At 69.3% G+C, this 23,261-nt stretch carries 22 protein-coding genes; 17 read left to right on the top strand and 5 right to left on the bottom strand.

The genetic code is table 11. The features are described from left to right. The first annotated feature begins 23 nt into the window (after positions 1 to 23). The 4 genes from AC069H_RS33405 to AC069H_RS33390 all read left to right on the top strand — a co-directional run bounded on the left by AC069H_RS33405 (position 24) and on the right by AC069H_RS33390 (position 5,609). The gene (locus AC069H_RS33405) at positions 24 to 2,636 is read left to right on the top strand and encodes a CHAT domain-containing protein (RefSeq protein ID WP_478234991.1); all 2,613 of its coding nucleotides are present in this window, start codon (positions 24 to 26) and stop codon (positions 2,634 to 2,636) included. A 211-nt stretch (positions 2,637 to 2,847) separates the two neighbouring features. Further along, the gene (locus tag AC069H_RS33400) at positions 2,848 to 3,363 is read left to right on the top strand and encodes a lytic polysaccharide monooxygenase auxiliary activity family 9 protein (RefSeq protein ID WP_340684235.1); all 516 of its coding nucleotides are present in this window, start codon (positions 2,848 to 2,850) and stop codon (positions 3,361 to 3,363) included. A gap of 71 nt (positions 3,364 to 3,434) precedes the next feature. After that, complete coding sequence (locus tag AC069H_RS33395; protein WP_478234990.1) at positions 3,435 to 4,382, top strand: DNA polymerase domain-containing protein; 948 nt, start codon at positions 3,435 to 3,437, stop codon at positions 4,380 to 4,382. Positions 4,383 to 4,454: 72 nt separating this feature from the next. Continuing rightward, the gene (locus AC069H_RS33390; protein ID WP_478234989.1) at positions 4,455 to 5,609 is read left to right on the top strand and encodes a 4-hydroxybenzoate 3-monooxygenase; all 1,155 of its coding nucleotides are present in this window, start codon (positions 4,455 to 4,457) and stop codon (positions 5,607 to 5,609) included. 148 nt (positions 5,610 to 5,757) lie between these two features. Here AC069H_RS33390 and AC069H_RS33385 read toward each other — a convergent pair whose 3' ends face one another. From AC069H_RS33385 to AC069H_RS33375, 3 genes are all read right to left on the bottom strand, one after another. Continuing rightward, entirely contained in the window at positions 5,758 to 6,384 is a 627-nt protein-coding gene (locus tag AC069H_RS33385) for an AAA family ATPase (protein WP_478234988.1), read from the bottom strand. 55 nt (positions 6,385 to 6,439) lie between these two features. After that, entirely contained in the window at positions 6,440 to 7,105 is a 666-nt protein-coding gene (locus AC069H_RS33380; protein WP_478226801.1) for a DUF998 domain-containing protein, read from the bottom strand. A 109-nt stretch (positions 7,106 to 7,214) separates the two neighbouring features. Further along, positions 7,215 to 8,366 (bottom strand): beta-ketoacyl synthase N-terminal-like domain-containing protein, encoded by a 1,152-nt coding sequence (locus tag AC069H_RS33375; RefSeq protein WP_478234987.1) that lies wholly within the window; start codon positions 8,364 to 8,366, stop codon positions 7,215 to 7,217. A gap of 134 nt (positions 8,367 to 8,500) precedes the next feature. Here AC069H_RS33375 and AC069H_RS33370 point away from each other — a divergent pair, with 134 nt between their 5' ends. The 4 genes from AC069H_RS33370 (at position 8,501) to AC069H_RS33355 (ending at position 13,050) form a co-directional block, all read left to right on the top strand. Beyond that, entirely contained in the window at positions 8,501 to 11,077 is a 2,577-nt protein-coding gene (locus AC069H_RS33370; protein WP_478234986.1) for a sensor domain-containing protein, read from the top strand. A gap of 119 nt (positions 11,078 to 11,196) precedes the next feature. Next, positions 11,197 to 11,778 carry an Rv1733c family protein gene (locus AC069H_RS33365; protein ID WP_478234985.1) on the top strand — a complete coding sequence of 194 codons (582 nt, stop codon included), beginning with the start codon at positions 11,197 to 11,199 and terminating at the stop codon, positions 11,776 to 11,778. 344 nt (positions 11,779 to 12,122) lie between these two features. Then, complete coding sequence (locus AC069H_RS33360; RefSeq protein WP_478234984.1) at positions 12,123 to 12,686, top strand: TetR/AcrR family transcriptional regulator; 564 nt, start codon at positions 12,123 to 12,125, stop codon at positions 12,684 to 12,686. A 1-nt stretch (position 12,687) separates the two neighbouring features. Continuing rightward, the gene (locus AC069H_RS33355; protein ID WP_478234983.1) at positions 12,688 to 13,050 is read left to right on the top strand and encodes a tautomerase family protein; all 363 of its coding nucleotides are present in this window, start codon (positions 12,688 to 12,690) and stop codon (positions 13,048 to 13,050) included. Here AC069H_RS33355 and AC069H_RS33350 read toward each other — a convergent pair whose 3' ends face one another. Next, positions 13,051 to 13,746: a CDP-alcohol phosphatidyltransferase family protein gene (locus AC069H_RS33350; protein WP_478234982.1), complete on the bottom strand. Its 696-nt coding sequence runs from the start codon at positions 13,744 to 13,746 to the stop codon at positions 13,051 to 13,053. Positions 13,747 to 13,806: 60 nt separating this feature from the next. Here AC069H_RS33350 and AC069H_RS33345 point away from each other — a divergent pair, with 60 nt between their 5' ends. Genes AC069H_RS33345 through ribA form a run of 5 tightly spaced genes read left to right on the top strand, consistent with a single transcriptional unit; the run spans position 13,807 to position 18,684 of the window. Continuing rightward, positions 13,807 to 14,787 carry a zinc-dependent alcohol dehydrogenase gene (locus tag AC069H_RS33345; RefSeq protein WP_478234981.1) on the top strand — a complete coding sequence of 327 codons (981 nt, stop codon included), beginning with the start codon at positions 13,807 to 13,809 and terminating at the stop codon, positions 14,785 to 14,787. A 21-nt stretch (positions 14,788 to 14,808) separates the two neighbouring features. Beyond that, positions 14,809 to 15,207 carry a 6-pyruvoyl trahydropterin synthase family protein gene (locus AC069H_RS33340; protein ID WP_478234980.1) on the top strand — a complete coding sequence of 133 codons (399 nt, stop codon included), beginning with the start codon at positions 14,809 to 14,811 and terminating at the stop codon, positions 15,205 to 15,207. Beyond that, a complete protein-coding gene (locus AC069H_RS33335; RefSeq protein WP_478234979.1) occupies positions 15,204 to 16,271 on the top strand; it encodes a glycosyltransferase family 4 protein in 1,068 nt (355 codons plus the stop codon). The genes AC069H_RS33340 and AC069H_RS33335 overlap by 4 nt, the downstream gene beginning before the upstream one ends. Continuing rightward, the gene (locus tag AC069H_RS33330; RefSeq protein ID WP_478234978.1) at positions 16,268 to 17,095 is read left to right on the top strand and encodes an SAM-dependent methyltransferase; all 828 of its coding nucleotides are present in this window, start codon (positions 16,268 to 16,270) and stop codon (positions 17,093 to 17,095) included. Before AC069H_RS33335 ends, AC069H_RS33330 begins: the two co-directional genes overlap by 4 nt. Continuing rightward, entirely contained in the window at positions 17,092 to 18,684 is a 1,593-nt protein-coding gene (ribA, locus tag AC069H_RS33325; protein WP_478234977.1) for a GTP cyclohydrolase II, read from the top strand. The genes AC069H_RS33330 and ribA overlap by 4 nt, the downstream gene beginning before the upstream one ends. Here ribA and AC069H_RS33320 read toward each other — a convergent pair. After that, positions 18,640 to 19,335, bottom strand: a complete 696-nt coding sequence (locus tag AC069H_RS33320) for a creatininase family protein (protein ID WP_478234976.1) — start codon at positions 19,333 to 19,335, stop codon at positions 18,640 to 18,642. The two genes, ribA and AC069H_RS33320, sit on opposite strands and share 45 nt — an antisense overlap. Positions 19,336 to 19,353: 18 nt before the next feature. Between AC069H_RS33320 and AC069H_RS33315 the strand changes: the two genes are divergently transcribed. From AC069H_RS33315 to AC069H_RS33300, 4 genes are all read left to right on the top strand, one after another. Then, positions 19,354 to 20,142 carry an inositol monophosphatase family protein gene (locus AC069H_RS33315; RefSeq protein ID WP_478226813.1) on the top strand — a complete coding sequence of 263 codons (789 nt, stop codon included), beginning with the start codon at positions 19,354 to 19,356 and terminating at the stop codon, positions 20,140 to 20,142. Positions 20,143 to 20,222: 80 nt separating this feature from the next. Then, positions 20,223 to 21,293 carry a glycosyltransferase family 4 protein gene (locus tag AC069H_RS33310; RefSeq protein WP_478234975.1) on the top strand — a complete coding sequence of 357 codons (1,071 nt, stop codon included), beginning with the start codon at positions 20,223 to 20,225 and terminating at the stop codon, positions 21,291 to 21,293. 78 nt (positions 21,294 to 21,371) lie between these two features. Continuing rightward, the gene (locus tag AC069H_RS33305; RefSeq protein ID WP_478226815.1) at positions 21,372 to 22,109 is read left to right on the top strand and encodes a GNAT family N-acetyltransferase; all 738 of its coding nucleotides are present in this window, start codon (positions 21,372 to 21,374) and stop codon (positions 22,107 to 22,109) included. Between the two features lie 198 nt (positions 22,110 to 22,307). After that, positions 22,308 to 23,192: an NAD(P)-dependent oxidoreductase gene (locus AC069H_RS33300; protein WP_478234974.1), complete on the top strand. Its 885-nt coding sequence runs from the start codon at positions 22,308 to 22,310 to the stop codon at positions 23,190 to 23,192. Positions 23,193 to 23,261 lie beyond the last annotated feature (69 nt).

The following is a 23,261-nucleotide window of genomic DNA, read 5'->3' as shown; positions in this document are numbered from 1 at the left end:
ACCGGCTGTGCTGTCATAGATCAGTGGTCGTAACAGAACTCGGGGTGGCCGAGGCCATCGACAAGGCACGTGCCCTGCAGCGGGCGGGGGTCGACGCGGTCTGCTCGGGGCGGCCGCGTGAGGGCTTGAAGCTCCTCCACCGGGGCATGTCGGTGCTCGACTCGGTCGATCCGGACGATGAACCCGCCCGGTGGGAATGGTCGTCCGCTCGTATCCGGCTCACGAATTCGCTCGTCGCGCTCGGCACGGAGACCGGGGGCGAGGTCGCCGCCGGTCTCGTCGAACTCGACGAGGTGCGGGCACTGCTCGACGGGATCGGCGACCCGAAACTGCGTGCGGAACTGAGCGGCGCCATCGATCACAATTACGGGCTCATGCTCATGGCGGTGGGCAGAGACGAAGAAGGTATCGCCTACTTCGACGCCTCGATCGAGCACAAGGAATTCGTGCTCGCTTCGACGCCCGACCCGGTCCCCCTGCTCGGCCCGTTCCTGGGCACGATGATCACCCGCGGGCTCGCGTATACGCGGTTGGGTGATGTGGGCCGGGCTCGCGAGGACCTTGCTCGGGCGATGGACATCGCGGAGACGTACGAACTGCGGCAGCAGGCGGCGGATGCGCGGCGACCTCTCGGTTCGCTCGAGCTGAGGATCGGGAACGTCCCCGTCGCACTTCGGCTCTACGAAGAAAGTGAAAGGATCTACCGGGCGCTCGACGTCGAGATCCATCCGCTCCTGCGTCTCGAGCAAGGAAAGGCGCTGCTCGCCGCGGGACTGGCCGAAGAGGCCGCGGGGCACCTCGACGACGTGCTGTTGGTGATGCACGAGCAGACCAGTATCACCCGTGATCTCGCCGACGTGGAGCTGTATCGCGCGTCGGCGGCGCTGATGAGCGATGATCTCGAACTCGCCCGTTCGTACGCCGCGTCCGCACGCCGCAGGATGCTGCGGTGGGGCTGCCAGACCTGCGTCGCCAACGCGACCATCGTCGGCCTCCGCGCCGACGTGCAGGAAGCCTTGCGCACCAACGTGATCCCGCCGTCCTTGACATCTCGCGCGCTGCGCGCGGCGAACGCGATGCCGATGCCGCGGCTCGCCGATCAGGCGGCGCTGGCACGGATGCTGGCCGTCCGGGTCGAGCTGCGCAAGGGAAAACGCAAGCGTGCGGCCGAGTTGCTCGAACGGATTCCGCGGCCGGGGCGGCTGACTTCCGTCGATTATCGGATGTTGCGCAGGCTTTGCCGTGCGGAACTCGCGGTGGCCGAGGGCGACAAGAGCAGGGCGCTGGCCGAGATCCGGGCCGGGCTCACCGAACTCGACCGCGTCCGTGATCGGATGGGCGGCATCGAGCTGGTGTCCGGGACGGCGCTGCACGGCAGGGAGCTGGCGGATCTGGCCGTCAAGATCGTGCTGGAGCGCGCCGACGCGGCCCGGTTGTTCGGCTGGACGGAGCGGACCCGCGCGCAAAGTTACCGGTACGAACCTGTTGTCGCGGCCGATCCGGAGCTCGCCGAGCGGGTCGGTGAGGTCCGGGGGCTCGATCAGGCGATCCACCAGGCACAGCACGACGGGCATCCGACGGCGGCGTTGCGTTCCAAACACGCCGAGCGGTTGCGCGAGGCGCATCGGCTCGGGTGGCATACGGGCCGCTGGGGCAGGCCGCGGCCGGTCGCGCGGCTCGCCGAGGTGGCCGGCGAGCTGGGCGAACGCGCGCTGGTGAGTTTCGCGTCGTCGGGGGACGACCTGGTGGCGATGGTGGTCGTCGGCGGACGGTGCGAACTGGTGCGGCTCGGTTCGGCCGAGCGGGCGGCGGAGTCCGCGCGGATGCTGAACGTCGATCTCGACGCCCTCGCGCCGGATCGGTTGCTGGCGCCGCTGGTCCGGTCGGTGCTCGCTTCGGCGCGCAAACAGGCCGAACGGCTGGACAGCCAGCTGATCCGGCCGCTCGAAGCGCTGCTCGGGGACCGCGGTCTGGTCGTCGTGCCGACCGGCCCGTTGTTCGCCGTTCCTTGGGGAGTGCTGCCGGCGCTGCGGTCACGGCCGATCGTCGTGGCTCCCTCGGCGACGGCGTGGCTGGGCGCGGGGCGCTCGGCGATGCCCCGCGCGCGGAAGGTCGTCCTCGTCCGCGGGCCCGGCCTCGTCGGGACCAGGGGTGAGCTGGACAAACTCGCCACGCACTACCGGTCCGCGCATACGCTGGCCGGGGCCGAGGCGACCGTGTCCTCCGTCTTGCGTGCGCTGGACGGCGCGAAGCTCGCGCACATCGCCGCGCACGGCGCGCACGAACCCGAGAACGCCTTGTTCTCCCGGCTGGAACTGGCCGACGGCGCGCTCTTCGCGCACGAGATGGCCGGGCTCGCGCAGCCTCCGGCGCAAGTCGTCTTCGCGGCCTGCGAACTGGCGCTGAACCGGATCCGGCCCGGCGACGAGGTTCTCGGTTTCGCCAGCGCGTTGCTCGCGAGCGGTTCGCGGACGGTGATCGCGCCGTTGAGCCGAGTCGGTGACGAGGCCGCGGCGGCCGCGATGGACGATTACCACCGCGGACTCGCCGAAGGGGCCGGACCGGCGACGGCCTTGGCGGACACCATCGCCGTTGATCCGTTCCGGCGACCGTTCGTCTGTTTGGGTGCGGGCTGAAGGTCCGGCTTGACAACCCCTGTTCGATCTTCACGACTCCAAGTGCCCGGTTGGTTACTCTTGACCGAGTCGTCTGAACCAATTATGGTCTAGACCACATTCGCCTGTTCGGCGCTTCGGCGGATGTGTCCCGACCTTCATTGGTATTTCGCTCGCTGTGACCCAGGAATCTCGAGTCCGCGGTGGGTGTAGAGATGGGAAAGGGGTAGGCATGAGCTTCAAACGACGGCTTTTGACCCTGGCGGCAGGTGCGGCGATGGTGCCGGCGGCTCTGGTCGCGATCCCGGCGGGCACCGCCAACGCGCACGGTTACGTTTCCTCGCCTGCGAGCAGGCAGGCGCAGTGCGCGCAGAACACCGTTTCCTGTGGCTCCATCAAATGGGAGCCGCAAAGTGTCGAGGGCCCCAAGGGTCTCATGAGCTGTAACGGCGGTGTCGGCCGTTTCGCGGACCTCAACGACGACAGCAAGGGCTGGAAGGTGCATTCCCTCGGCCGTACCACCACGTTCCGGTGGACGCTGACGGCTCGCCACCGCACCAGCACTTGGGAGTACTTCGTCGACGGCGCCAAGGTCGCCAGCTTCAACGACGGTGGCGCGCAGCCGGGTGCCACGGTCACCCACAGCGTGAACCTGCAGCAGAGCGGGCGGCACAAGATCCTCGCCCGCTGGAACGTCTACGACACGGCGAACGCCTTCTACGCCTGCATCGACGCCAACATCGGCTAGGTGCCGACTCTCGTGAGTGGTAGTGACGCCGTCACTACCACTCACGAGATTTTTTGTGCCACGCTCACCTCATGAGCGATGAGGAGCGTGACGGCGTCAAGCTGACCAACCTCGACCAGCCGTTGTTCGAGGGTGCGACCAAACGCGACCTGGTGGATTATCTGGACGCCGTCGCGGGCCGCATTCTCCCGGTTCTGGAGAACAGGCCGCTTTCGGTCATCCGCATCCTTCGCGGCCAGGACCCGTTCATGCAGAAGAACCTGCCCAAATACACGCCCGGCTGGGTCAAACGGCACGGAATGTGGGCCGAGAGGTCGAAACGGCAGGTGTCGTACGCGCTCTGCGACGACCGCCGGACGCTGCTGTGGTTCGCGAACCAGCGCGCCGTCGAATACCACCCGACCCTGATGACCGTGGACGCCGACGCGGGTCCGACCCATCTGGTGCTGGACCTCGACCCGCCCGCCGGAGACGATTTCGCCCACGTCGTGAAGGCCGCGATGCTGGTGCGGCAGGCCCTCGCCGACTCCGGGCTCGCCGGAGCGGTGAAGACCAGTGGTTCCAAGGGTGTGCACATCTTCGTCCCGCTGACGCCGGGACAAGGGTTCGAAGACGTCGCGGCCGCGACCCGCGCCCTCGCCGCCCGCGCGGAGCAGGTCGACCCGGCGGTCGCGACGACCGCGTACATCGTGGAAGACCGCGAAGGGAAGGTGTTCCTCGATTCGACCCGGGCGGGCGGGAACACGGTCGCGGCGGCGTACAGCCCCCGGTTGCGGCCGGGGCTGACGGTGTCGTTCCCGGTGGCCTGGGACGAGCTCGAAAACGTGGTCCCCGCCGATTTCACCGTCCACACGGCGCCGGGTCTCCTGGGGGACGAAGATCCGTGGGCCGAGGCGATGCCGGAGCCGCAGACACTGCCCGCCGGCCTCGTCGAGCAAGGGCACACGATCCCGATCGCCCGCGTCGTGGCGATGCACGAAGGGAAACGCAGGGCGAGGGCGCGCGCCCAGGAGGACTGAACGCCCACGACGCCACGGCGTTTTGTGTACCTTGGACCGCACTGGGGGCGGGCGAAGGTACTGGGGGCTTTCGTGGGAAAGATCGATGCCGACGTGGTGATCGTGGGGGCCGGTCCGGCGGGGCTCGTGCTGGGAAACCTGTTACGCGCCGCCGGAATCGACTGCATGATCCTCGAGCGCCGGAGCCGTGACCATGTCGAAAACCGGGCCAGGGCGGGGTTTCTCGCCGCGAACAGCGTCCGTGTGCTCACCGAGAACGGGCTCGCCGAGGGGCTGCTCGAGAAAGGCCTGAGTCACGACACCTGCGCCTTTCGTCATGATCAGGCCGAATTCGAGCTCAAGTACGGCGAACTCGGGAACGGCGAGGTGCACACCGTCTATCCGCAGCAGTTCCTGGTCACCGATCTGATCGCGGAGTTCCTCGCCCGCGGCGGGGAGATCAGGTTCGACACCGAGGTCGCCTCGGTGTCGGGGATGGACGCGACGGTGATCGCCGACGATCTTCTCTTGCGTGCCAAGTACATCGCCGGTTGCGACGGCAGGCGCGGGATCTCGCTGAGATCCGTGCCCGCCCGGGTCTTCCGGCGTGACCACGACATCTCGTGGCTCGCGATCCTCGCCGAGGCGCCGCCGAGTATGTCCGCGATCGGCTACGCGATCCACGAACGCGGATTCGCCGGGCATATGGCCAGGACGTCGACGGTGACGCGCTATTACCTCGAAGTATCGCGTGGCGAGGATCCGGAGAACTGGGGAGACGACCGAATCTGGGACGAACTGCACCTGCGGATGCGGGCCGACCGCTACGGCGAGCTCAAACGCGGCGCCATCATCGAGCGCCGGATCGTGGACATGGCGTCGCGGGTGATGGACACGATCCAGCGGGGGAACCTGTTCCTCGCGGGGGACGCGGCGAGCCTGATCAGCCCCGCCGCGGCCAAGGGCGCGAATCTGGCCTTGATGGAGGCCGAGATCCTCGCGCACGCGTTGATCAAGGCCCACACCGAGAGCGACACGGCGGCACTCGAGCGCTATTCCGCCGATTGCCTGCCGCGGATCTGGCGCGCGCAGGAGTTCTCCCTCTGGATGATCAACCTTCTGCACGGCCCAGCCGGATACGACGACGAGGCCGTCTTCCAGCGAGCTTTGCGGGACGCGCGGCTGGAAAGCCTGCGGGTTTCCCGCGCGCACCAAGACTTCTTCGCCGAGAACTACGTGGGGATCTGAACCGATCGCTCGTCGCGTCCGTATCCCGGTGCAGAGGGCTTCGCGGAGTGGAAAGGACGAACGACGATGCCGGTACGCATCCGCTGGACGCCGATGAACCCGCACCCGAACCGTCCCGTGCCCGCGGACGAACCCCGAGCCGGAACCGCTAGCCGGCGCGGACGGCGGGTGCCGCGGGCCGCTCGACGCGAAGGAGCCGGATGTCGCCTGAGCGGTCTCTCCCCGGCTCCTCCTCGGTGACGAAGCGCAGCGCCCCGGTGACCTCGCGGGTCACCATCCGCGCGCCGTGCCAGCCTGACGGCACCCAGCCGTCGCGTAGGGCACGGCGCACCTTCTCGGCCCTCTTGACGTGGCGGGCGAACGAGTGCCGCCGGATGACGCGCCCGCGCGCGACTTGGCCCGCGCGGGCGTCCTCCGGGTTGACGTCGAGCCACAGCAACCGGACCGGGCGGCGGCTCACCAGGCCGAGCAGGGCCAGCAGCCCGCGGGTCGTCGCGCGGGTCGAGGGCTCGTGCACGATGAGCGGTCCCCCGTCGGCCAGTGCGAACCGGACGACCCGCGCGCGATGCCACAGGTGGACCACCGGCCGGTAGAACCGGTACGGCAGCGCGGGCGGCAGCCGTTCGCGCAGCCGCGCGCGGACCTGATCGGAGTCGAGCACCGGTAGGGCGCCGGTCGCCGCCCGGGACAGCAGGGTGGTCTTGCCGGCCCCGGGAATCCCCGCGACCACCAGCAGGTCGCGGCGGCCGAGGCGGAGTGCGATGCGATCGGTCATAAGGCCTCAACGACCCGGCCGATGGCAAAGGTTCCTTTACCTTCACCGGCGCAGGTCAGGCGGTCACCCGGGTCCCCGCTGCCACCGGCTTGTCCGGCAGCAGCGTCCCGCCCTTGGTGAGCCACGCGACACCGAACGCGAGGATCGCGACCGACTCCAGCCACAGCGCCGGGTAGAGATCCTTCGTCAGGTCGTCGAAGACCAGCCCGCTCAGCACGATCAACGCCAGGCACACCAGCATGATCACGCCGGACGCGACGTACAGCTGGTTCCGTGCGGGTTTGCGGGCACCCGGGATCTCCTTGTCCGACTTGGTGAACAGCACGATGCAGAAGAACGCCAAGGTGAGGAAGAAGACCGCGGCGAAGCCGAGGTGCAGCAAACCGACGATCTCGTCCGTACGGTCGCCGTTCGCCGGTGTCGTGGGGAAGAGCGCCACCCCGACGGCGGCCACGGCCGCGATGTTGCCGGCGATGTCGTCGACCCGGCCGTAACCCCGATAGGACAACAGGAAGACGCCGATGGCGCACATGACACCGACCCAGACGTCCCGCATTCCCGAGTAGTAGTACCCGCTGATCGAGTTGAGCAGGCCGCCGCCGTCGACGACCATTGTCCCGAAGACCAGCACGAAGGGCAGCCCGATCCCGAGGAAACCTATGGCACGCCGCAAGAACAGGTAGTTGTGGACGAGGTTGTCGGTCGCCGTTCGCGGGCTCATGGTCGCCTCCGTGCTCGGTGCGTTGTCGCTACTGGGAAGTATTGACCATCCGAGCACCGGAAATGACGGTTCGTGACGACGTTGAGACCGTGTGTTATCGAATTGCTCGCTAGGCGGTCTCCAGTACGACAGCCGCGACGTAACCGCCCATCCCGATCGACGTCTTGACGGTGAGACCGCTTTCCGGGCGGGACGGCCCGTCCATCAGCTGCGAATGCCCTGCCGCCACCGGTTTCGGCGCCGGGACCAGGTCCCGCTCCGCCGCGAGGCAGATCGCCGCGATCTCGGTCAGCGCGCTGCCCGACTGGCTGTGCCCGGTCAGCGGTTTGATCGAGTAGATCTCGGTCTCCTTGGGGAAGACCGCTTCGAGGATCTGGGATTCCGTGCGGTGGCAGAGTTTCGTGCCCGTCCCGTGCGCGTTCAGGTAACGGACGTCGGACGGCGCGGCGTTCGCGTTCTCCAGCGCCCCGGTCACCGCCGCGACCGCGTTCGTCGGATCGGGGTCGAGAGCCATCGCGTTGTGCGCCTCGTGGGTCATGGCGCCGCCTCGCAGCGTCGCGTACGACTCGGTCTTCCGCTGGGTCAGCACCACCGCGACCGCGGCCTCGGAGAAGGTGAAACCCCTTGTGCCCTCTTGGAAAGGACGGCACGCCTCGAGCGGGGGCACGTCGGTGATCGCCACCCCGCAGTGCACGAAGTTGCGCACCATCGGCCTGGTCGCGGACAGATCCGTGGTGACCACGACCACGTCGTCGGCCATGCCGGCGTCCAGCCACATCTTCGCGGTGAGCACCGCGGCGCTGCCGGTCGCGCACATCGCGGACGTGGCCATGGAAGGGCCGTGGAAACCGAACTCCGCCATGAGGGTGGCGATCGGGGTCGAGGGCATCATGCCGATGAATTCACGCCGGTACATGAGCTGCTCGCCCATCTCGGTGAGCCGGTCCCAGGTGCGCAGGTCCTCGCGGACGCCGCCGGAGATGACGCCGACCCGGCGCCCTGGCGTCCAGCCTCGCGCCCCGGCGTCTTCGATCGCTTCCCGCGCCGCGGCGAGCAGGGCCCGCGCGTGCAGGCTGCCGTCCCTGTCCCGTCCGCCCTGGGGGACGTGGGCGACCCAACCCGGCTGATCCGGGGTTTCCCCGAAGCCGTCGGCGAATTGGGCACAGGGGACGCCGCTCGCCAGGCCCTCCCACAGCGATTCGCGCCCCCAGCCGTAGGCGGTTACGGCGCCGATGCCGCAGATGTCTGTTTTGCTCCGCACGTGTTTCCCTTCAACTACATTCAGTCAACGCTGGGGTGGAATAGCCGCGCCGATCAGCTGTCCGGGGAGGACGGCTACGTCGATTTAGTGATCTAATCGGAAGCTACATCAGTCGAGTAGGGGGTTTGGATCAGATGGATCCTGACGATCTCGACGGTGGGACTCCCGACACCCACCGGCCCTCGGATCAGGATTCCTCGCCAGCGAACGGCACCGCGACCCGCACGGTGGGGAAACCCGACCGGCACGCGTCGCTCGTCCGTCTGCTGACCGAGTTGTCCGCCGAGAGGGATCAGCGTGGCGAACCCGCGCTCGCCTTTCTCGGTCAGGGGTACCGCCTTTTGGAGCAAAATTCCGATGGCGGCGCATTGGGAACGCAATATCTCACGATGGTGGAGGCGAGCCCTTACGGGATCTGTGTCCATCAGCGGGGCAAAGTCGTCTTCGTGAACTCGGCCACGATGCGGTTCGTGGGCGCGAAGGTGTCGACCGAGATCATCGGGATGCACATCACCGATCTGGTCGACGTCGGCTCGCAGGACGCGCTGCTGGCGCGGATCGGCTCGCTGGTCTCGCCCGGCTCGTTCAGCGAGCCGACGGAGATGACCCTGCGGACCCTGCAGGGCAGGCGTGTCACCGTCGAATCGCAGGCGGTGCTCACGACATGGGAGGGCAAGCCCGCGTACCAGGTGATCATGCGCGACCTGACCACGCAGAAGGCGGCCGAGGCCGGTCTGCGGTTTCAGGCCGCGCTGGTCGGCCACGCGAGCGATGCGATCATCGCGACCTCTCCCGACGGGCTGGTGACGAGCTGGAATCCGGCGGCCGAGGCCGTCTACGGCCATGATCTCGACCAGGTCATCGGGGTTCCGGTGGCCGAGGTCGTCGGCGCGCCGATGAGCCCGCGGCAGGTCGTCGCATCGGGCGGTGTCGTGCAGGCCACGCATTACAGCGCCGACGGCACGGCGCTGGCGGTGCGGGTCTCCGCGGCCGAGATGTTCGACGGTTACGTGCTGCTGTGCGCCGACGAGACCGCGCAGCGCCGGGCCGAGGCCGAATTCGCCACCGTCGTCGAGACCCTCGACGAGGGAGTGCTGCTGGTCGGCCCCGGCGGCCGGATCGAACTGGCGAACTCCGCGGCGCACCGCATCGCCGGGGTGCCGCCGGGTTCCCTGGTCGGCTTGGAGAGCCGGACGTTGCGGCTGTACGACGAGCACGGCATCCCGGTACCCGTCGACGATCTGCCGTCTGCGCGGGTGCGGCGTTCCGGGAAGGTCGACACCGGGCGGGTCGTGCAGGTGCGGCGGCGGGACGGCGCGCACCGATGGCTTTCGCTGACCTCCGGTCCGCTGATGGCGCCGGGGCAGAGCGTGCCCTCCGTGCTGACGTCCTTCGCCGACATCACCGAGCGGCGGGCGATCAGCGAACGGCTGGCCTACGAGGCCACCCATGATCCGCTGACCAGGCTCGCGAACCGCACGCTCGCGCTGAACCACCTGCGCCGCACGAACGCCGATCCGGCGCATACGACCACCGTGATGTTCATCGACCTCGACAAGTTCAAGATCATCAACGATTCGCTCGGTCATACCGTCGGCGACCAGGTGCTGCGCATCATCGGCGACCGGCTGCGCGCCGCCGCCGGACCTTCGGACCTGGTCGGACGGCTCGGCGGGGACGAGTTCCTGGTCATCACCACCGGTTATACCGAAGCCGCCGAGGTGCGGGCACTGGCCGACCACCTCCAGCGGCGGCTCGCCGAATCGCTCACCGTGCACGGCCGCGAACTGCATATAAATACGAGTATTGGAATAGTGATCGCCAAACCTGGTGATCGGCGCAGTGCCGACGAATTGCTGGAAGACGCCGATTTGGCGATGTATCAGGCCAAGACATTCGGGCCGGGGCGATATGCGTTCTATGCGCCGATCATGCGGAAACGAGTCCAAGACCGTTTCGCGCTGGAACAGGATCTGCGCAACGCCGTCGCCGAAGGCCTGGTCGAGACCGTTTATCAGCCCGTCGTCGATTTGCGGACCGGTGACATCGTCGCGGTGAAGGCGAAGTCCTGTTGGGCTCACCCGGAGCGTGGACCGATCGATCCGGCGGAATTGGCCGAGATCGCCGACGACGGCGATCTTTTGACGGTCATCGGGGCGGAGGTCCTCGCCAAGGCCGCCCGCGAGATCTCTCGATGGCGTGCCGATCATGGTGTGCACTGTAATGTGAATGTGAGTCTTTCGGTCCGCCAACTGGGCGATCCCACCTTGCTGCAAGTGGTCCAGACAACCCTGGAAGCAGCGGGGCTGGGGCCGCGGGACCTGAGCCTCGACGTCGACGAGACGGCGCTGAAGGACGCGGCCGACGCGGTCGACGCGCTGCGGAAGACCGGGGTGCGGGTGACCGCGGAACGGTTCGGCGCCGGGTATTCCTCGCTCGCCCAGCTGTGCCGGCTCGATCTGAACGTGATCGAGATCGACCGGTCGTTCGTGGCCGATCTCGGCAGGTCGAGCGACGCCGAGCCGATCGTCGCCGGGATCATGGCGATGGCGCACGCCGTCGACCTCGTGGTGGTCGCCGAAGGGGTCGAAACCGCGCGACAGCTGCAGGTCTTGCACGAACTCGGCTGCGATTGGGCGAAAGGGCCGCTGGTCGCGCCGCCGGGCCGGGTCGAGGACCTGAAGCGCGCGTACGAACACGTCGTGCGATGAACCGGGCGGCCGCCGCGTACGTGGTCCTGGGTGAGAGCCGCTGACGGGACCAAAGCCTCCTGGTGCTCCGGTTCTTTCCGGCGCAGTCTTGTCGGTGGGGACCGGTGAAGGAGGCCGTCGTGTGGCTCGTGTTCCTGTGGCGCCGGATCCATCTCGGCCGGAACCCGCTGGCGCGGATCCCCGACCGGATCGAGGCGGCGATCCTCGTCGGCGGCCTCGTGGCGGCGCTGCTCGGTGTACCGCTGGCCGCGGCGGCCGGTTCGGAGACCTACGCGACCATGACGGCGCGCTCGGCTCTTGAGACGGCTTCGCGTCACTCGACGACCGCTTTCCTGCTCGAGGACGCGCCGCCGGCGCGTATCGGCGTCGACGGGACGCCTTCCGCGGAGACGGCTTCGGTGGCGGCGCGGTGGGCGTTGCCGGATGGGGGCTTCCAGGAGGCGCCGGTCGCCGCCGACCTCGGCGCTTCGGCGGGGGACGCGGTGACGGTGTGGCTCGACGAGGCCGGCGCCGTGGTCGAGCCGCCGGTGCTGCCGATGGACGCGACCAGTACGGGGATCGGCGTCGGGGTGGGGGTGTGGCTGGCCGTGGTGGCGCTGCTTGCCGCGGGGTATCTGGTCGCTCGGCACCTGCTGAACCGGGCGCGGTGGGCGGCCTGGGACCGGGCGTGGGAACGGTTCGGGCAGGACTCGCGGTCCTGAGGATGTGGCGCGTTCAGTCGACTGGTTGCGGCTTGGACTTCCTGCGTGAAGGCCCCTTCCCTCGGCTCAGCCGAGGGAAGGGGCCTTCGCGCGCTTTGGGTGTGAGGCTTGGGGTCACTGGGGTGCATGTGGTGATCTGGCGGTCCGTGAAGGCCTCCTTCCCTACTTTGAGGGTAGGGAAGGAGGCCTTCACGGACCGGCGGGTCTCTCGTGGGGCGCAGTTAGTCTGCTGACTGCGGAATGTGGGCGCTGACCTGCGGATAAGCGCGAAAGTGGTAGCAAAGGTCCCTTGCTCTCCCGCCTCCGGCTTGCTCACTGTACCTACTAGTATGTACGGTCTGGTCGTGGACAAGAGGGAAAGGCTCATCGAGAGCACTCGTGAGCTCCTGTGGGAGCGCGGCTACGTCGGCACCAGCCCGAAGGCGATCCAGGAACGCTCCGGCGCCGGCCAGGGCAGCATGTACCACCACTTCCAGGGCAAGTCCGAACTCGCGCTCGCCGCGCTCGCCCGCAGTGCCGACGATCTGCGTGCCAGGGCGGAGGCTGAGTTCTCCGCGCCCGGCTCGGTCGTCGAGCGTGTCACCGTCTACCTGCGCCGCGAACGCGCCGTGCTCAAGGGTTGCCCGGTCGGCAGGCTCGCCCAGGATCCCGACGTGATGGCCGACGCGGATCTGCGCAAGCCGGTCGAAGAGTTCTTCGGCTGGCTCACCGGTCGCCTCGCCGAGTTGCTCGACGAGGGCCGCACGGCCGGTGAACTCGACGCCGGACTCGATCCGCTCGCCACGGCGACCGCGCTGGTCGCGGTGCTGCAGGGCGGCTACATCCTCGCCCGCGCGGCAGGCTCCCCGGAAGTGTTCGCGAAAGCCGTCGACGGCGCCCTCGGCCTGCTCGCCACCAAGGAGAACTGACATGCCCCTCGTCCGTATCGACGCCATCGGGACCGGCAAGCTCGAAGCCCTCGGCAACGCCGTCCACGACGCGATGGTCGAGACGCTCGGTATCCCGGCCGACGACCGTTTCCAGGTCCTCAACGGCCAGAGCATCCTGAAATACGACGACTACCTGGGGATCCACCGCGACGAAGGGGTCGTGTTCGTCTCGATCACGATGCGGCCGGGGCGCACCGACGAGCAGAAGAAGTCGCTGTACCGGCGGATCGCGGAGCTCGCCGAGGAGTACTCGGGGACCGAGCCGCGGAACGTGCTCGTGATGATCACCGAGACCGATCCGGTCAACTGGTCGATCGGGGACGGCGAAGCGCAGTACGCGTGATCACGCGGGCGCGGCGGTGAAGGCGTGTTGCTCCAGCAGCCACCACGTGTCGCGTCCGAACGACCACGCCAGCAGCGCCAGCGCGCCCAGCGTGACCACGAAACCGGCCCAGAGCGGCAGGATCGCCGACGCCGCCACGACCAGCACGATGCCCTGGACCGCCGCGACCGTCTTGCGCGCCATGCTCGGCGGAAGCGGCGCGTTCAGCCACGGCCAAAGCCTGCTCGCGGCGACGAACACGTAGCGCATCGCGCCGATCGTGAGCACCCACGGGCCGAGCGACTGCGCCACGACCACGCTCAGGATCAGGATCAGATACGCGTCGACCTCCATGTCGAACCGCGCGCCGAGCGGGGACGCCGTCCCGGTGCGGCGCGCGACCTGGCCGTCGACGGCGTCCAGGACGAGCGCGACCGACGCGAGGACGACCATCGCGACGATCTCCCGGCCCGCGGTGTCGACGACGAGCGCGGTCACGCAGCCGACCAGCCCGGACCGGCCGAGCGTGACGGCGTCGGCCGGGCCGAGGGAGCGCGCGGTGCTCCGGTTCAGGCCGTAGGTCAGGAATCCGCCCACGGCGAGGCCGTAGGCCGCTCCGGCGAGCCAGCCCGGCGGGCCCAGTCCGAAGACGGCGTCCAGTGTCCCCAGCAGCGCCAGCTGGACGAGGACCCCCAGGAAAACTCCGGGGTTGATCACGAGGCCTCCTCGTTAGGGTGGCGGTGACCCCGTTTCCAGGGTCCGACATGAGAGGACACGATGGAACGCGCCTTCTGGTTCAGTGGTTCCGGCGACGGTGAGATCAGGCCGGTCTCGCTCCCTCCGGTCGGCGACGGGGAAGTACTGGTCCGCACCCTGTACACGGGCGTGAGCCGGGGCACCGAGACGCTCGTCTTCCGCGGCGAGGTCCCACCGAGTCAACGCGCCGCCATGCGCGCGCCGTTCCAGGAGGGCGACTTCCCGGGGCCCGTGAAGTACGGATACCTCAATGTCGGCGTGGTCGAACGTGGTCCGGAAGACCTGGTCGGTCAAGTCGTTTTCTGCCTCTACCCGCACCAGACGCGTTACGTCGTCCCGGCGTCGGCCGTGACGCCGGTGCCGCGCGAGGTCCCGCCGGAGCGCGCGATCCTCGCGGGGACGATCGAGACCGCGGTCAACGCCGTCTGGGACGCGTCGCCGAAACTCGGCGACCGGATCGCCGTGGTCGGCGCCGGGATGGTGGGGAGCAGTGTCGCGAAACTGGTCGCCGGTTTCCCGGCGACCAGGGTCCAGCTGATCGACGTGGACCCGGAGCGCGCGAAGATCGCCGAGGCGCTCGGTGTCGACTTCTCGACACCGGAGGACGCGCTGGGCGACTGCGACCTCGTCGTGCACGCCAGCGCGAGCGAGGCGGGGCTCGCGCGCTCGCTGGAGCTGCTCGCGCCGGAGGGCGAGGTCATCGAGCTGAGCTGGTACGGCGACCGCCGCGTCAGTGTCCCGCTCGGCGAGAACTTCCATTCCCGGCGGCTGACGATCCGCTCCAGCCAGGTCGGCATGGTTTCGCCGTCTCGCCGCCTGAACCGGGACTACGCCGCCCGCTTGGCGCTCGCCCTGCGCCTTCTGGCCGATCCAGGATTCGAAGTGCTGGTCAGCGGGCACTGTCTGTTCCATGAACTACCGGACGTCTTGCCGCGTCTGGCCGCGAATGAACCGAGAACGCTCTGCCTCCGTGTGACCTATCAGATGGAGGACACGCGTTAAGGGCTCGATCCGGGAGGTCCGTTGTTCAGTATCACCGTCCGCGACCACATCATGGTGGCCCACAGCTTTCACGGCGAGGTCTTCGGCCCCGCGCAGCGGCTGCACGGGGCGACCTTCCTGGTGGACGCGACGTTCCGCCGGTCCGAACTGGACGCCGACAACATCGTCGTCGACATCGGCAAGGCGACCGAAGAGCTCAAAGCGGTACTCGCCGACCTGAACTACCGCAACCTCGACGACGTGCCCGAGTTCGCCGGGGTCAACACCTCGACCGAGTTCCTCGCCAAGGTCATCGCGGACAGGCTCGCCGACCGCGTCCACACCGGAGCGCTCGGCGAGGGGGCGCGCGGACTCGAGGGGCTCACCGTCTCGCTGCACGAATCCCACACCGCCTGGGCGAGTTACGAGCGTGCGCTGTGACCGGGCTTCCTTTCGTCCTGCCGAACGACATCGACGACGTGGACGCGCCCAGCGGCGGCAACGTCTACGACCGGCGGCTGTGCGACGGCCTCGCCGCGATGGGGGTGGAGGTCCACGAGATCGCCGTGCGCGGGAACTGGCCGCGGCCCGACACCGAGGCACGCACCCTGCTGGCGCGCAAACTCGCCGAACTGCCCGACGGTTCGCCCGTCCTGCTCGACGGGCTGGTCGCTTGCGGGGTGCCGGACGTGATCGGGCCGTCCGCGCGGCGGCTGTCGATCGCGGTGCTGGTGCATCTCCCGCTGGCCGACGAGACGGGTCTGTCGCCTTCGCTCGCCGCCGAGTTGGACCGGCTGGAACGGGAGACGCTCAGCGCGGCCGAGGCCGTGGTCGTGACCAGCGCTTGGGCCGCGCGACGGCTGATCGAGCACCACGACCTTGCCCCGCATCGCGTGCACGTGGTGCCGCCCGGGGTGGACAAGGCCGAAGTCGCTTCCGGGAGCCTGGACGGCACGCGGCTGGTCTGCGTCGCCAACGTGACTCCGCGCAAAGGACAGGGCACGCTAGCGGACGCGTTGAAGTCGCTCAAAGATCTACCGTGGACCTGTGAATGCGTCGGTGCCATTCCCCGCGAGACCCGCTACGTCGAACGCCTGCGGCGACATACGCTCGGCGATCGGTTCACCCTTGCCGGCCCGCGATCCGGCGAAGCGCTCGAAGCGACGTACGCGGCCGCGGATCTTCTCGTGCTGCCGTCGCGCGCGGAGACCTACGGCATGGTCGTCACCGAGGCGCTCGCACACGGCGTTCCCGTGCTGACGACCGCGGTCGACGCGCTGCCGGACACCCTCGGCCAGGCGTCCGACGGCAGCGTGCCCGGCATGCTCGTCCCCGGTGAGGACGTCAACGCGCTGGCCACGGCCCTTCGCCGCTGGCTCACCGAACCTGAACTGCGTGATCGTCTTCGCGCCTCCGCCCGCCTTCGCCGCGAGACGCTGACGGAGTGGGACGAGACGGCCCGCGGTGTCGCCGCCGTTCTGCTGAGCGAAAGGACGGCGGCATGACCAAGTTCGCTCCCAGCTGGCTTCAGTTGCGTGAGGACGCCGACGCCGCCGCCCGCGCGACCGAGCTGATCGAACCGGTGCGCGCGTTCCTGCGCGGGCAGGACGGGCCGGACGGAGCCGTCATCCGGGATCTCGGCTGTGGCACCGGTTCGCTCGGCCGCTGGCTGGCGGTGCGGCTGCCCGGCCGCCAGCGCTGGATCCTGCACGACCGCGACACCGACCTGCTCACTCACGCGCTGTCGCGTACCAGCCGTCCGGAACACGCTTTGGACGGAAGCGAGGTCACTGTCGTCACCGAAGAGCGTGACATCACCGAGTTACGTGCGGAGGACCTCGCCGGGACCTCGCTCGTGGCGGCGTCGGCGCTGCTCGACCTGCTCACCGCCGATGAGATGTCCCGGCTGGCGGAGGCCTGCGTCGAAGCGGGCTGCGCGGTCCTGTTCACGTTGAGCGTTTCGGGCCGGGTGGTGCTGTCGCCCAAGGACAAGTTCGACATCGAGATCTCCGACGCCTTCAACGCGCACCAGCGCCGCGTGACCGACGGCCGGTGGCTGCTCGGACCGGACGCGGTGGACGTCGCCTTCGGCGTCTTCGAACGGCTCGGCGCCACCGTGCGGCGTGCTCCCAGCCCGTGGCGGCTCGGGGCCGACCAGGCCGCGCTGACCGCGGAATGGCTCACCGGCTGGGTCGGCGCCGCCTGCGAGCAGCGGCCGGAGCTGGCGCCGGAGGCGGACGTCTACCTGCGGTGGCGGCTCGCGCAGTGCGCGGCGGGCGAGCTGGACGCGGTGATCCAGCACGAAGACCTCCTGGTGGTGCCTGCGTGAAACGGTGCTGGCCGTGGCTTCGGATCCTGGGTGCGCTCGGCATCCTCGGAGTGCTCGTCTGGCAGCTGGGCACGGGCGCGTTCCTGGACGGGCTGCGCGAGGTCGACGCCGTCGGGATCGCCGCCGCGCTTGGGATCGGTTTCGCCACCACGGTTTTCAGTGCCTGGCGCTGGTGCCTGGTCGCGCGGCGGCTCAGTCTGCGGTTGTCGCTGCCGAGCGCGGTCGGCGAGTACTACCGCGCGTTGTTCCTCAACGGTGTCCTGCCCGCGGGCGTCCTCGGCGACGTCAACCGGGCCGTGCGGCACGGCCGCGAAGCCGGTGACGTCCCGCGCGGCGTCCGCGCGGTGGTGCTGGAACGCACGGCCGGGCAGATCGCGGTCATCGGAGCTTCGGTCGCCGTCGTGCTGAGCGCGTCTTCCGTGGTGCCGCCGCCGATCGGCGGAGTCGTCACGGGCGCCGGGATCGTGGTCGTCGCCCTCGCCCTCACCCTGATCGTCACCGGGATGACGGCGGGGAAGCGGTGGATCCACAGTGGATCGAAATGGCGCCGCGGGTTCGCCGTCACCCTCGCCGACGTCCGGCTCGGTCTGCTGACCAAGGAGACCTGGCCCGGCGTGAGCCTGCTTTCGGCCGCCACCCTGGCCGGGCATCTCGCGCTGTTCGTCGTCGCCGCGCGCGTGGCCGGGATCACCGCGCCGGTCGGCGACCTGCTGCCGTTGATGATCCTCGCCCTGCTCGCGATGGGCCTGCCGCTGAACATCGGCGGCTGGGGCCCGCGCGAAGGGGTTTGTGCGCTGCTGTTCGGCGCGGCGGGGCTCGGTTCGGCGCAGGGCGTCACCGTGGCCGTCGTCTACGGCGTGCTCGCGCTCTTCTCCAGCCTTCCCGGTGCGGGCGTCCTGCTCGTGCGTTCCGTCAGGAGTCACCGAACAGACAGGAGAAACCCGATGACCGTCGAGAGGGTCGTGGAGACCAGACTGCCCACCCGATACGGCGTCTTCCGCGCGTATGGGTACCTGGACGCAGACGGCACCGAACAGATGGCGCTGGTGCACGGCGACGTCGCGACCTTCGGCACGCTGGCGCGGGTCCATTCGGAATGTCTCACCGGAGACGTCTTCAGCTCGATGCACTGCGAATGCGGCGACCAGCTGGCCGCCGCGCTGCAAGCGATCGTCGACGAGGGGGCCGGAATCCTCGTGTACGCCCAAGGCCACGAAGGACGCGGAATCGGCCTGCTCGCGAAGCTGAAGGCGATGCGTCTGCAGGACGAAGGTCTCGACACCGTCGAGGCGAACATCGCGCTGGGGCTGCCGGTGGACGCGCGCGACTACCGTGCCGCGGCGGAGATCCTGAACGACCTCGGGGTGCGGTCGGTGCGGCTGCTGTCCAACAACCCGGAGAAGGTCGACCAGCTGAAACAGCACGGGGTGCGGATCAGCGAGCGGGTGCCGCTGCTGGTCACGCCGAACGACGAGAACCTGCGGTACCTGCGGACGAAACAGGAGCGGATGCACCACTTCCTGCCGCATCTGGACATGATCGAGTCAGCCGAGCGCGGCCAGAGTGTCCCCGAAGTTCTCCACCAGTGACTCCAGCACCAGCCGTCCCTTCTCCGCCGTCGCCAGCGAAGGCCGCCCGACCACCCCGGAATCCGAATACGGGCGCAGGCCCACCGTCAGCAGGTGCCGCCTGTCGTCGGCGAGGTGATCCGCCTCGGTGAAACCGGGCCGGACCAGCGCCGGGTGTGCGTGCAGCAGAAGGGAGGTCTCCAGTTCCCCCGCGTGCATGTCGCTGTCCAGCGAAGTCTCCAGTCCGGCCGCTTCGTGCGCCGCCTGCCAGCCTTCGACACCGGGGAAGAGCGCCATCGGGGTCGTCGACTCCTGGACCACGTTGGACAGGACGTAGTTGCCGCCGTGCGCGTTCACCAGCACCAGTTTCGGTACGCCGGAACGGCGCAGGGAGGCCGCGACGTCGTTCACCACGGCGTACAGGGTCGCGGCCGAAATGCTGACCGTGCCCGCCCAGTCCGCGTGTTCGTGTGAACAGCCGATCGTGATCGGCGGGAGCCGCAGCACCGGGTACGCCGCGGCGAGGGCGCCGGCGATCGTCGTCGCGATCAGGGCGTCGGTGGCGAGCGGGAGGTGCGCTCCGTGCTGTTCGAAACTGCCGACGGGCAGCACCGCGACCTCGGCGCCGCGGATGCGCTCGTCGGCCGTCGTGGCCGTCGGGAACAGGTCCATTCCGGCTACGGTACCCATATGACCGACCACGCCGCATTGTTGTCCGTGGCCCGCGAGGCCGTCGCCAAGGCGACCGGGATCATCCGCTCGATGACGTCGTTTTCCGTTGCCGCCAAAGGTGATCGCGATATGGTGACCGACGTCGACCTCGCCGTCGAGGACGCCGTCCGCGAATTCCTCGCCCGCGAGACGCCGGAGATCGGCATCCTCGGCGAGGAACGCGGGCATCAGGGCGACAAGGACCTCTGGTGGGCGCTCGACCCGGTCGACGGCACGGCGAACTTCGCGCGCGGCATCCCGCTGTGCGGCGTTTCGCTCGGGCTCGTCGACGGTCTCAAGAGCACGGTCGCGGCGATCTCCCTGCCGTTCCTCGACGTCACCTACACCGCTGTCGAGGGACAAGGCGCGTACGCGGACGAAGAGCGTCTTGAGGCGTCGAAAGCGACGGAGCTGTCCGACGCGATCGTGAGTATCGGCGACTTCGCGGTCGGCGAGGGGGCGGAGGCCAAGAACCGCGTCCGGATGGCGCTGCTCGCCGAACTCGGCGGCCGCGTGCAGCGGGTCCGCTTCCTCGGCTCCGCGGCGATCGACCTGGCCTGGGTCGCGGACGGCAAACTCGACGCGAGCGTCATCCTCTCCAACCAGCCGTGGGACACGATGGCAGGTGTCCTGCTGGTACGGGAGGCCGGGGGAGTGGTCGTCGACACCGACGGCGGCGACCACACGGTGCGTTCGGCGGCCACCATCGCGGTCGGTGCCGGGCTGCGTGACGAGATCGTCGCCGCGATCGCCCGAGTGCACGGGTGAAACTTTTCTTCCTCCGGAGGTGAACCGGCCGGGCTCCGTATCCGTGTCTCCAGATAAGGCGCCCGCATCTGGAGGTAACCGTGTTCACCTCGAATGACCGCGTGACCGAACCGGTCGTCTTCGTCCTGCCGGGGGACACCGAGGACATCAGCGGTGAATACGACCGCCGGATGTGCCAGAACCTCCCGGCCACCGGCCTCCCGCTGCTGGAACTGCCGATCGCCGGCGAATGGCCGATGCCGGGGCCGCTGTCCCGGTCGAGGCTGGCCCGTTCGCTCGCCGCGCTGCCCGACGACACCGTCGTCCTGATCGACGGCACGGTCGCCTGCGGGGTGCCGGAGATCGTGGTCCCGCACGCGCGGCGGCTGCGGCTGGCCGTCCTGGTCCACCGGCCGCTCGCCGACGATCCCGCGCTCGATCCGGCGCAGGCCGCCGAACTCGACGCGAGCGAACGGGAGACCCTGCGGCTGACGGGGATGATCGTCGCCACCGGGCCGTGGCTCGCGCGCCAGCTGATCGACCGGCACGACCTCGACCCGACGCGGGTCTACGTCGCGACACCCGGCACGGACGCGGCCCCGCTCGCCGCCGGGGCCGACGGCGTCTCCCGGCTGCTGTGTCTCGCGCCCATGACCGCGCGGCACGGCCAGGACGTGCTCATCCGCGCGCTTTCGACGATCGACGAACTGGCGTTCAAATGCGTGTTCGCCGGCGCGACCCATCACGATCCCGCCTACGTCGACGAACTGCGCTGGACGGTCGAACGGCTCGGGCTCGGTTCCCGGATCAGCCTCATCCAGCCGCCGGACGACCTCGACCTGGTCTACGACGGCGCGGATCTGCTCGTCCTGCCCGCTCGCGGCGGCACGTCCGGGCTGGTCGTCGCCGAGGCGCTCGCGCGCGGAATCCCTGTGGTGGCCACCGAAACCACCGGCGCGCGCGACGCGCTCGGCCCGGCGCCCGGCGGCGGCGTCCCCGGCCTGCTGGTGCCGCCGAACAACCCTTCGGCGCTCGCGGCGGCCTTGCTGCGCTGGTCGCTCGACGCCGAACTCCGCCATTCCCTGCGGACGTCGGCGCTCGAGCGGAGCAGCGTCCTCGAGGAGTGGGACGTCGCCGCGGGCAGGCTCACCGACGTCCTTTCCCGGTTGTAGGCCGCGCCGCGTCAGCCGGTTTGATCATCGCCCGGAAGCAGCTATCGGGCCGATCACCGGCTCGGTTGACTGGGCGGCATGCGAATCGTCGATCTTGCGTCCCGTCCCGATCTCCTCGATCCCGCGCTGAATCTCGGCGATGTCGGCGGTGAGTTCATCTACGCCGGGTTCAGCGGCAAGATGATCACCCCGGAGCGGTTCCTGCGCCACTGGTCCCGGTACTTCCTGATCGCGCTGGACGACGACGGCGAACCGATCGCGCGGGCGCTGTCGGTCCCGCTGACCTATCCGGCCGCGGACCGCCGCGAACTACCGGCGCACGGCTGGGACGAGGCGATCCAGTGGGCCGCGCAGGATCTCATGGACGGCCGCGCGCCGGACACCCTATGCGCCCTCGAAGTCGTCGTGGCGCCACGGATGCGCGGGACGGGCCTGTCCACGCCGATGCTGAAGGCACTGAAGGCGCGCGCGGCCGAGACGGGGCTGAAGCGGCTGATCGTCTCCGTACGCCCGATCGGCAAGGAGGACGAACCCGATGTGCCCATGGAGGAGTACGCCGTCCGGCGGCGCGAGGACGGGTTGTTCGCCGACCGCTGGCTGCGCACCCACGAACGGCTCGGCGCGCGGATGATCAAGGTGTGCCCGTTCGCGGTGACGATCTCAGGCTCGATCGCGGACTGGCACGAGTGGAGCGGGGTCAAACTCGCCGACGGCGACAACGTGATCCCGGGCGGGATCGCGCCGGTGCACGCGAACGTCGAGCGGGACTGCGGGGTCTACGTGGAGGCGAACGTGTGGATGGAGCACCCGTTCTGAGCCGCGGTGCCGGGCGGGGCGGGCCGCGAGGACGTTGCGAAAGAGGCTTTCGCGACCTGTCCGTGGGGTGCCTGGGCGCGGTGGGTGGCTCGTTCACGACTGTGCGGCGACGGTGTCGCGACGCCATGTTCCTCGCGACTTCCGGCAGGATCGTCTCAGCGGCCGCGCCGGGACAAGGCCGTGCCGCAAAGTGGGCTCATGGGTATCTCGCGAGTCGGTTTCGCCGGGCTGGGCAGTATGGGCGAGCCGATGGCACTGAACCTGGCGCGCGCCGGAATCCCGTTGCTCGTGTGGAATCGCACCCCGGGCAAAGCGGGCCGGATGGCCGAGGCGGTCGAGGACGTGGCAGAGCTCTTCGCGCGGTGTGACGTCGTGATCCTGATGCTCAAGGACGCGGACGCCGTCGATGCCGTGCTCGACCGCGGCGGGCCCGCGTTCGGCGGCCGGGTGGCCGGCCGCACGATCGTCCACATGGGAACGACGGCGCCGGGCCACTCCCGCGAACTCGAGGCCGAGCTCCTCGCGGCCGGGGCGAAGTACGTGGAAGCGCCGGTCTCCGGCTCGCGGATCCCGGCGGAGGCGGGTGAGCTGGTCGCCATGCTCGCGGGGGACCCCGGCACGATCGAGGAGGTCCGGGAGCTGTTCGCGCCGATGTGCCGGGAAACGGTGCGCTGCGGGCCGGTGCCCAACGGGCTCCTGATGAAACTGGCGGTCAACGTGCATTTGACCGCGGTCGTGACGAGCCTGGCCGAGACCGTGCGCTTCGCCCGGGCCCACGAACTCGATCTCCGTCTGCTCGCCGACGTCCTCGGCGCGGGGCAGCTGGCCAGTCCGATCCTGCGGGTCAAGGCGCCCAAACTCGTCGAGGAGGATTTCGCGCCGCAGGCCTCGATCGCGAACGTCCTGGCCAATGTCGAGCTGATCGCGGCCGCGGCGAGGGAGACGGGACTCGAGTTGCCGCTGATCGAGGCGTCCCGCGCCCTCTACGCCGAAACCGCGCGGCTCGGTTACGGCGCGGAGGACATGGTCGCCGTGATCAGGGCGCTCGACGCCCGGCCGCATTCAGAGGACGAAACGCGGTAGTTGCGTGTGCAATCGTACGGCCGTGAAGGCCTCCTTCCCTGCTCTGAAGGTAGGGACCCGGCGAAGTCG

The organism is Amycolatopsis sp. NPDC043887 (genome assembly GCF_056435665.1).
Note: the sequence above shows the minus strand (reverse complement) of the source record. Positions and strands in the feature narration are given on the sequence as shown.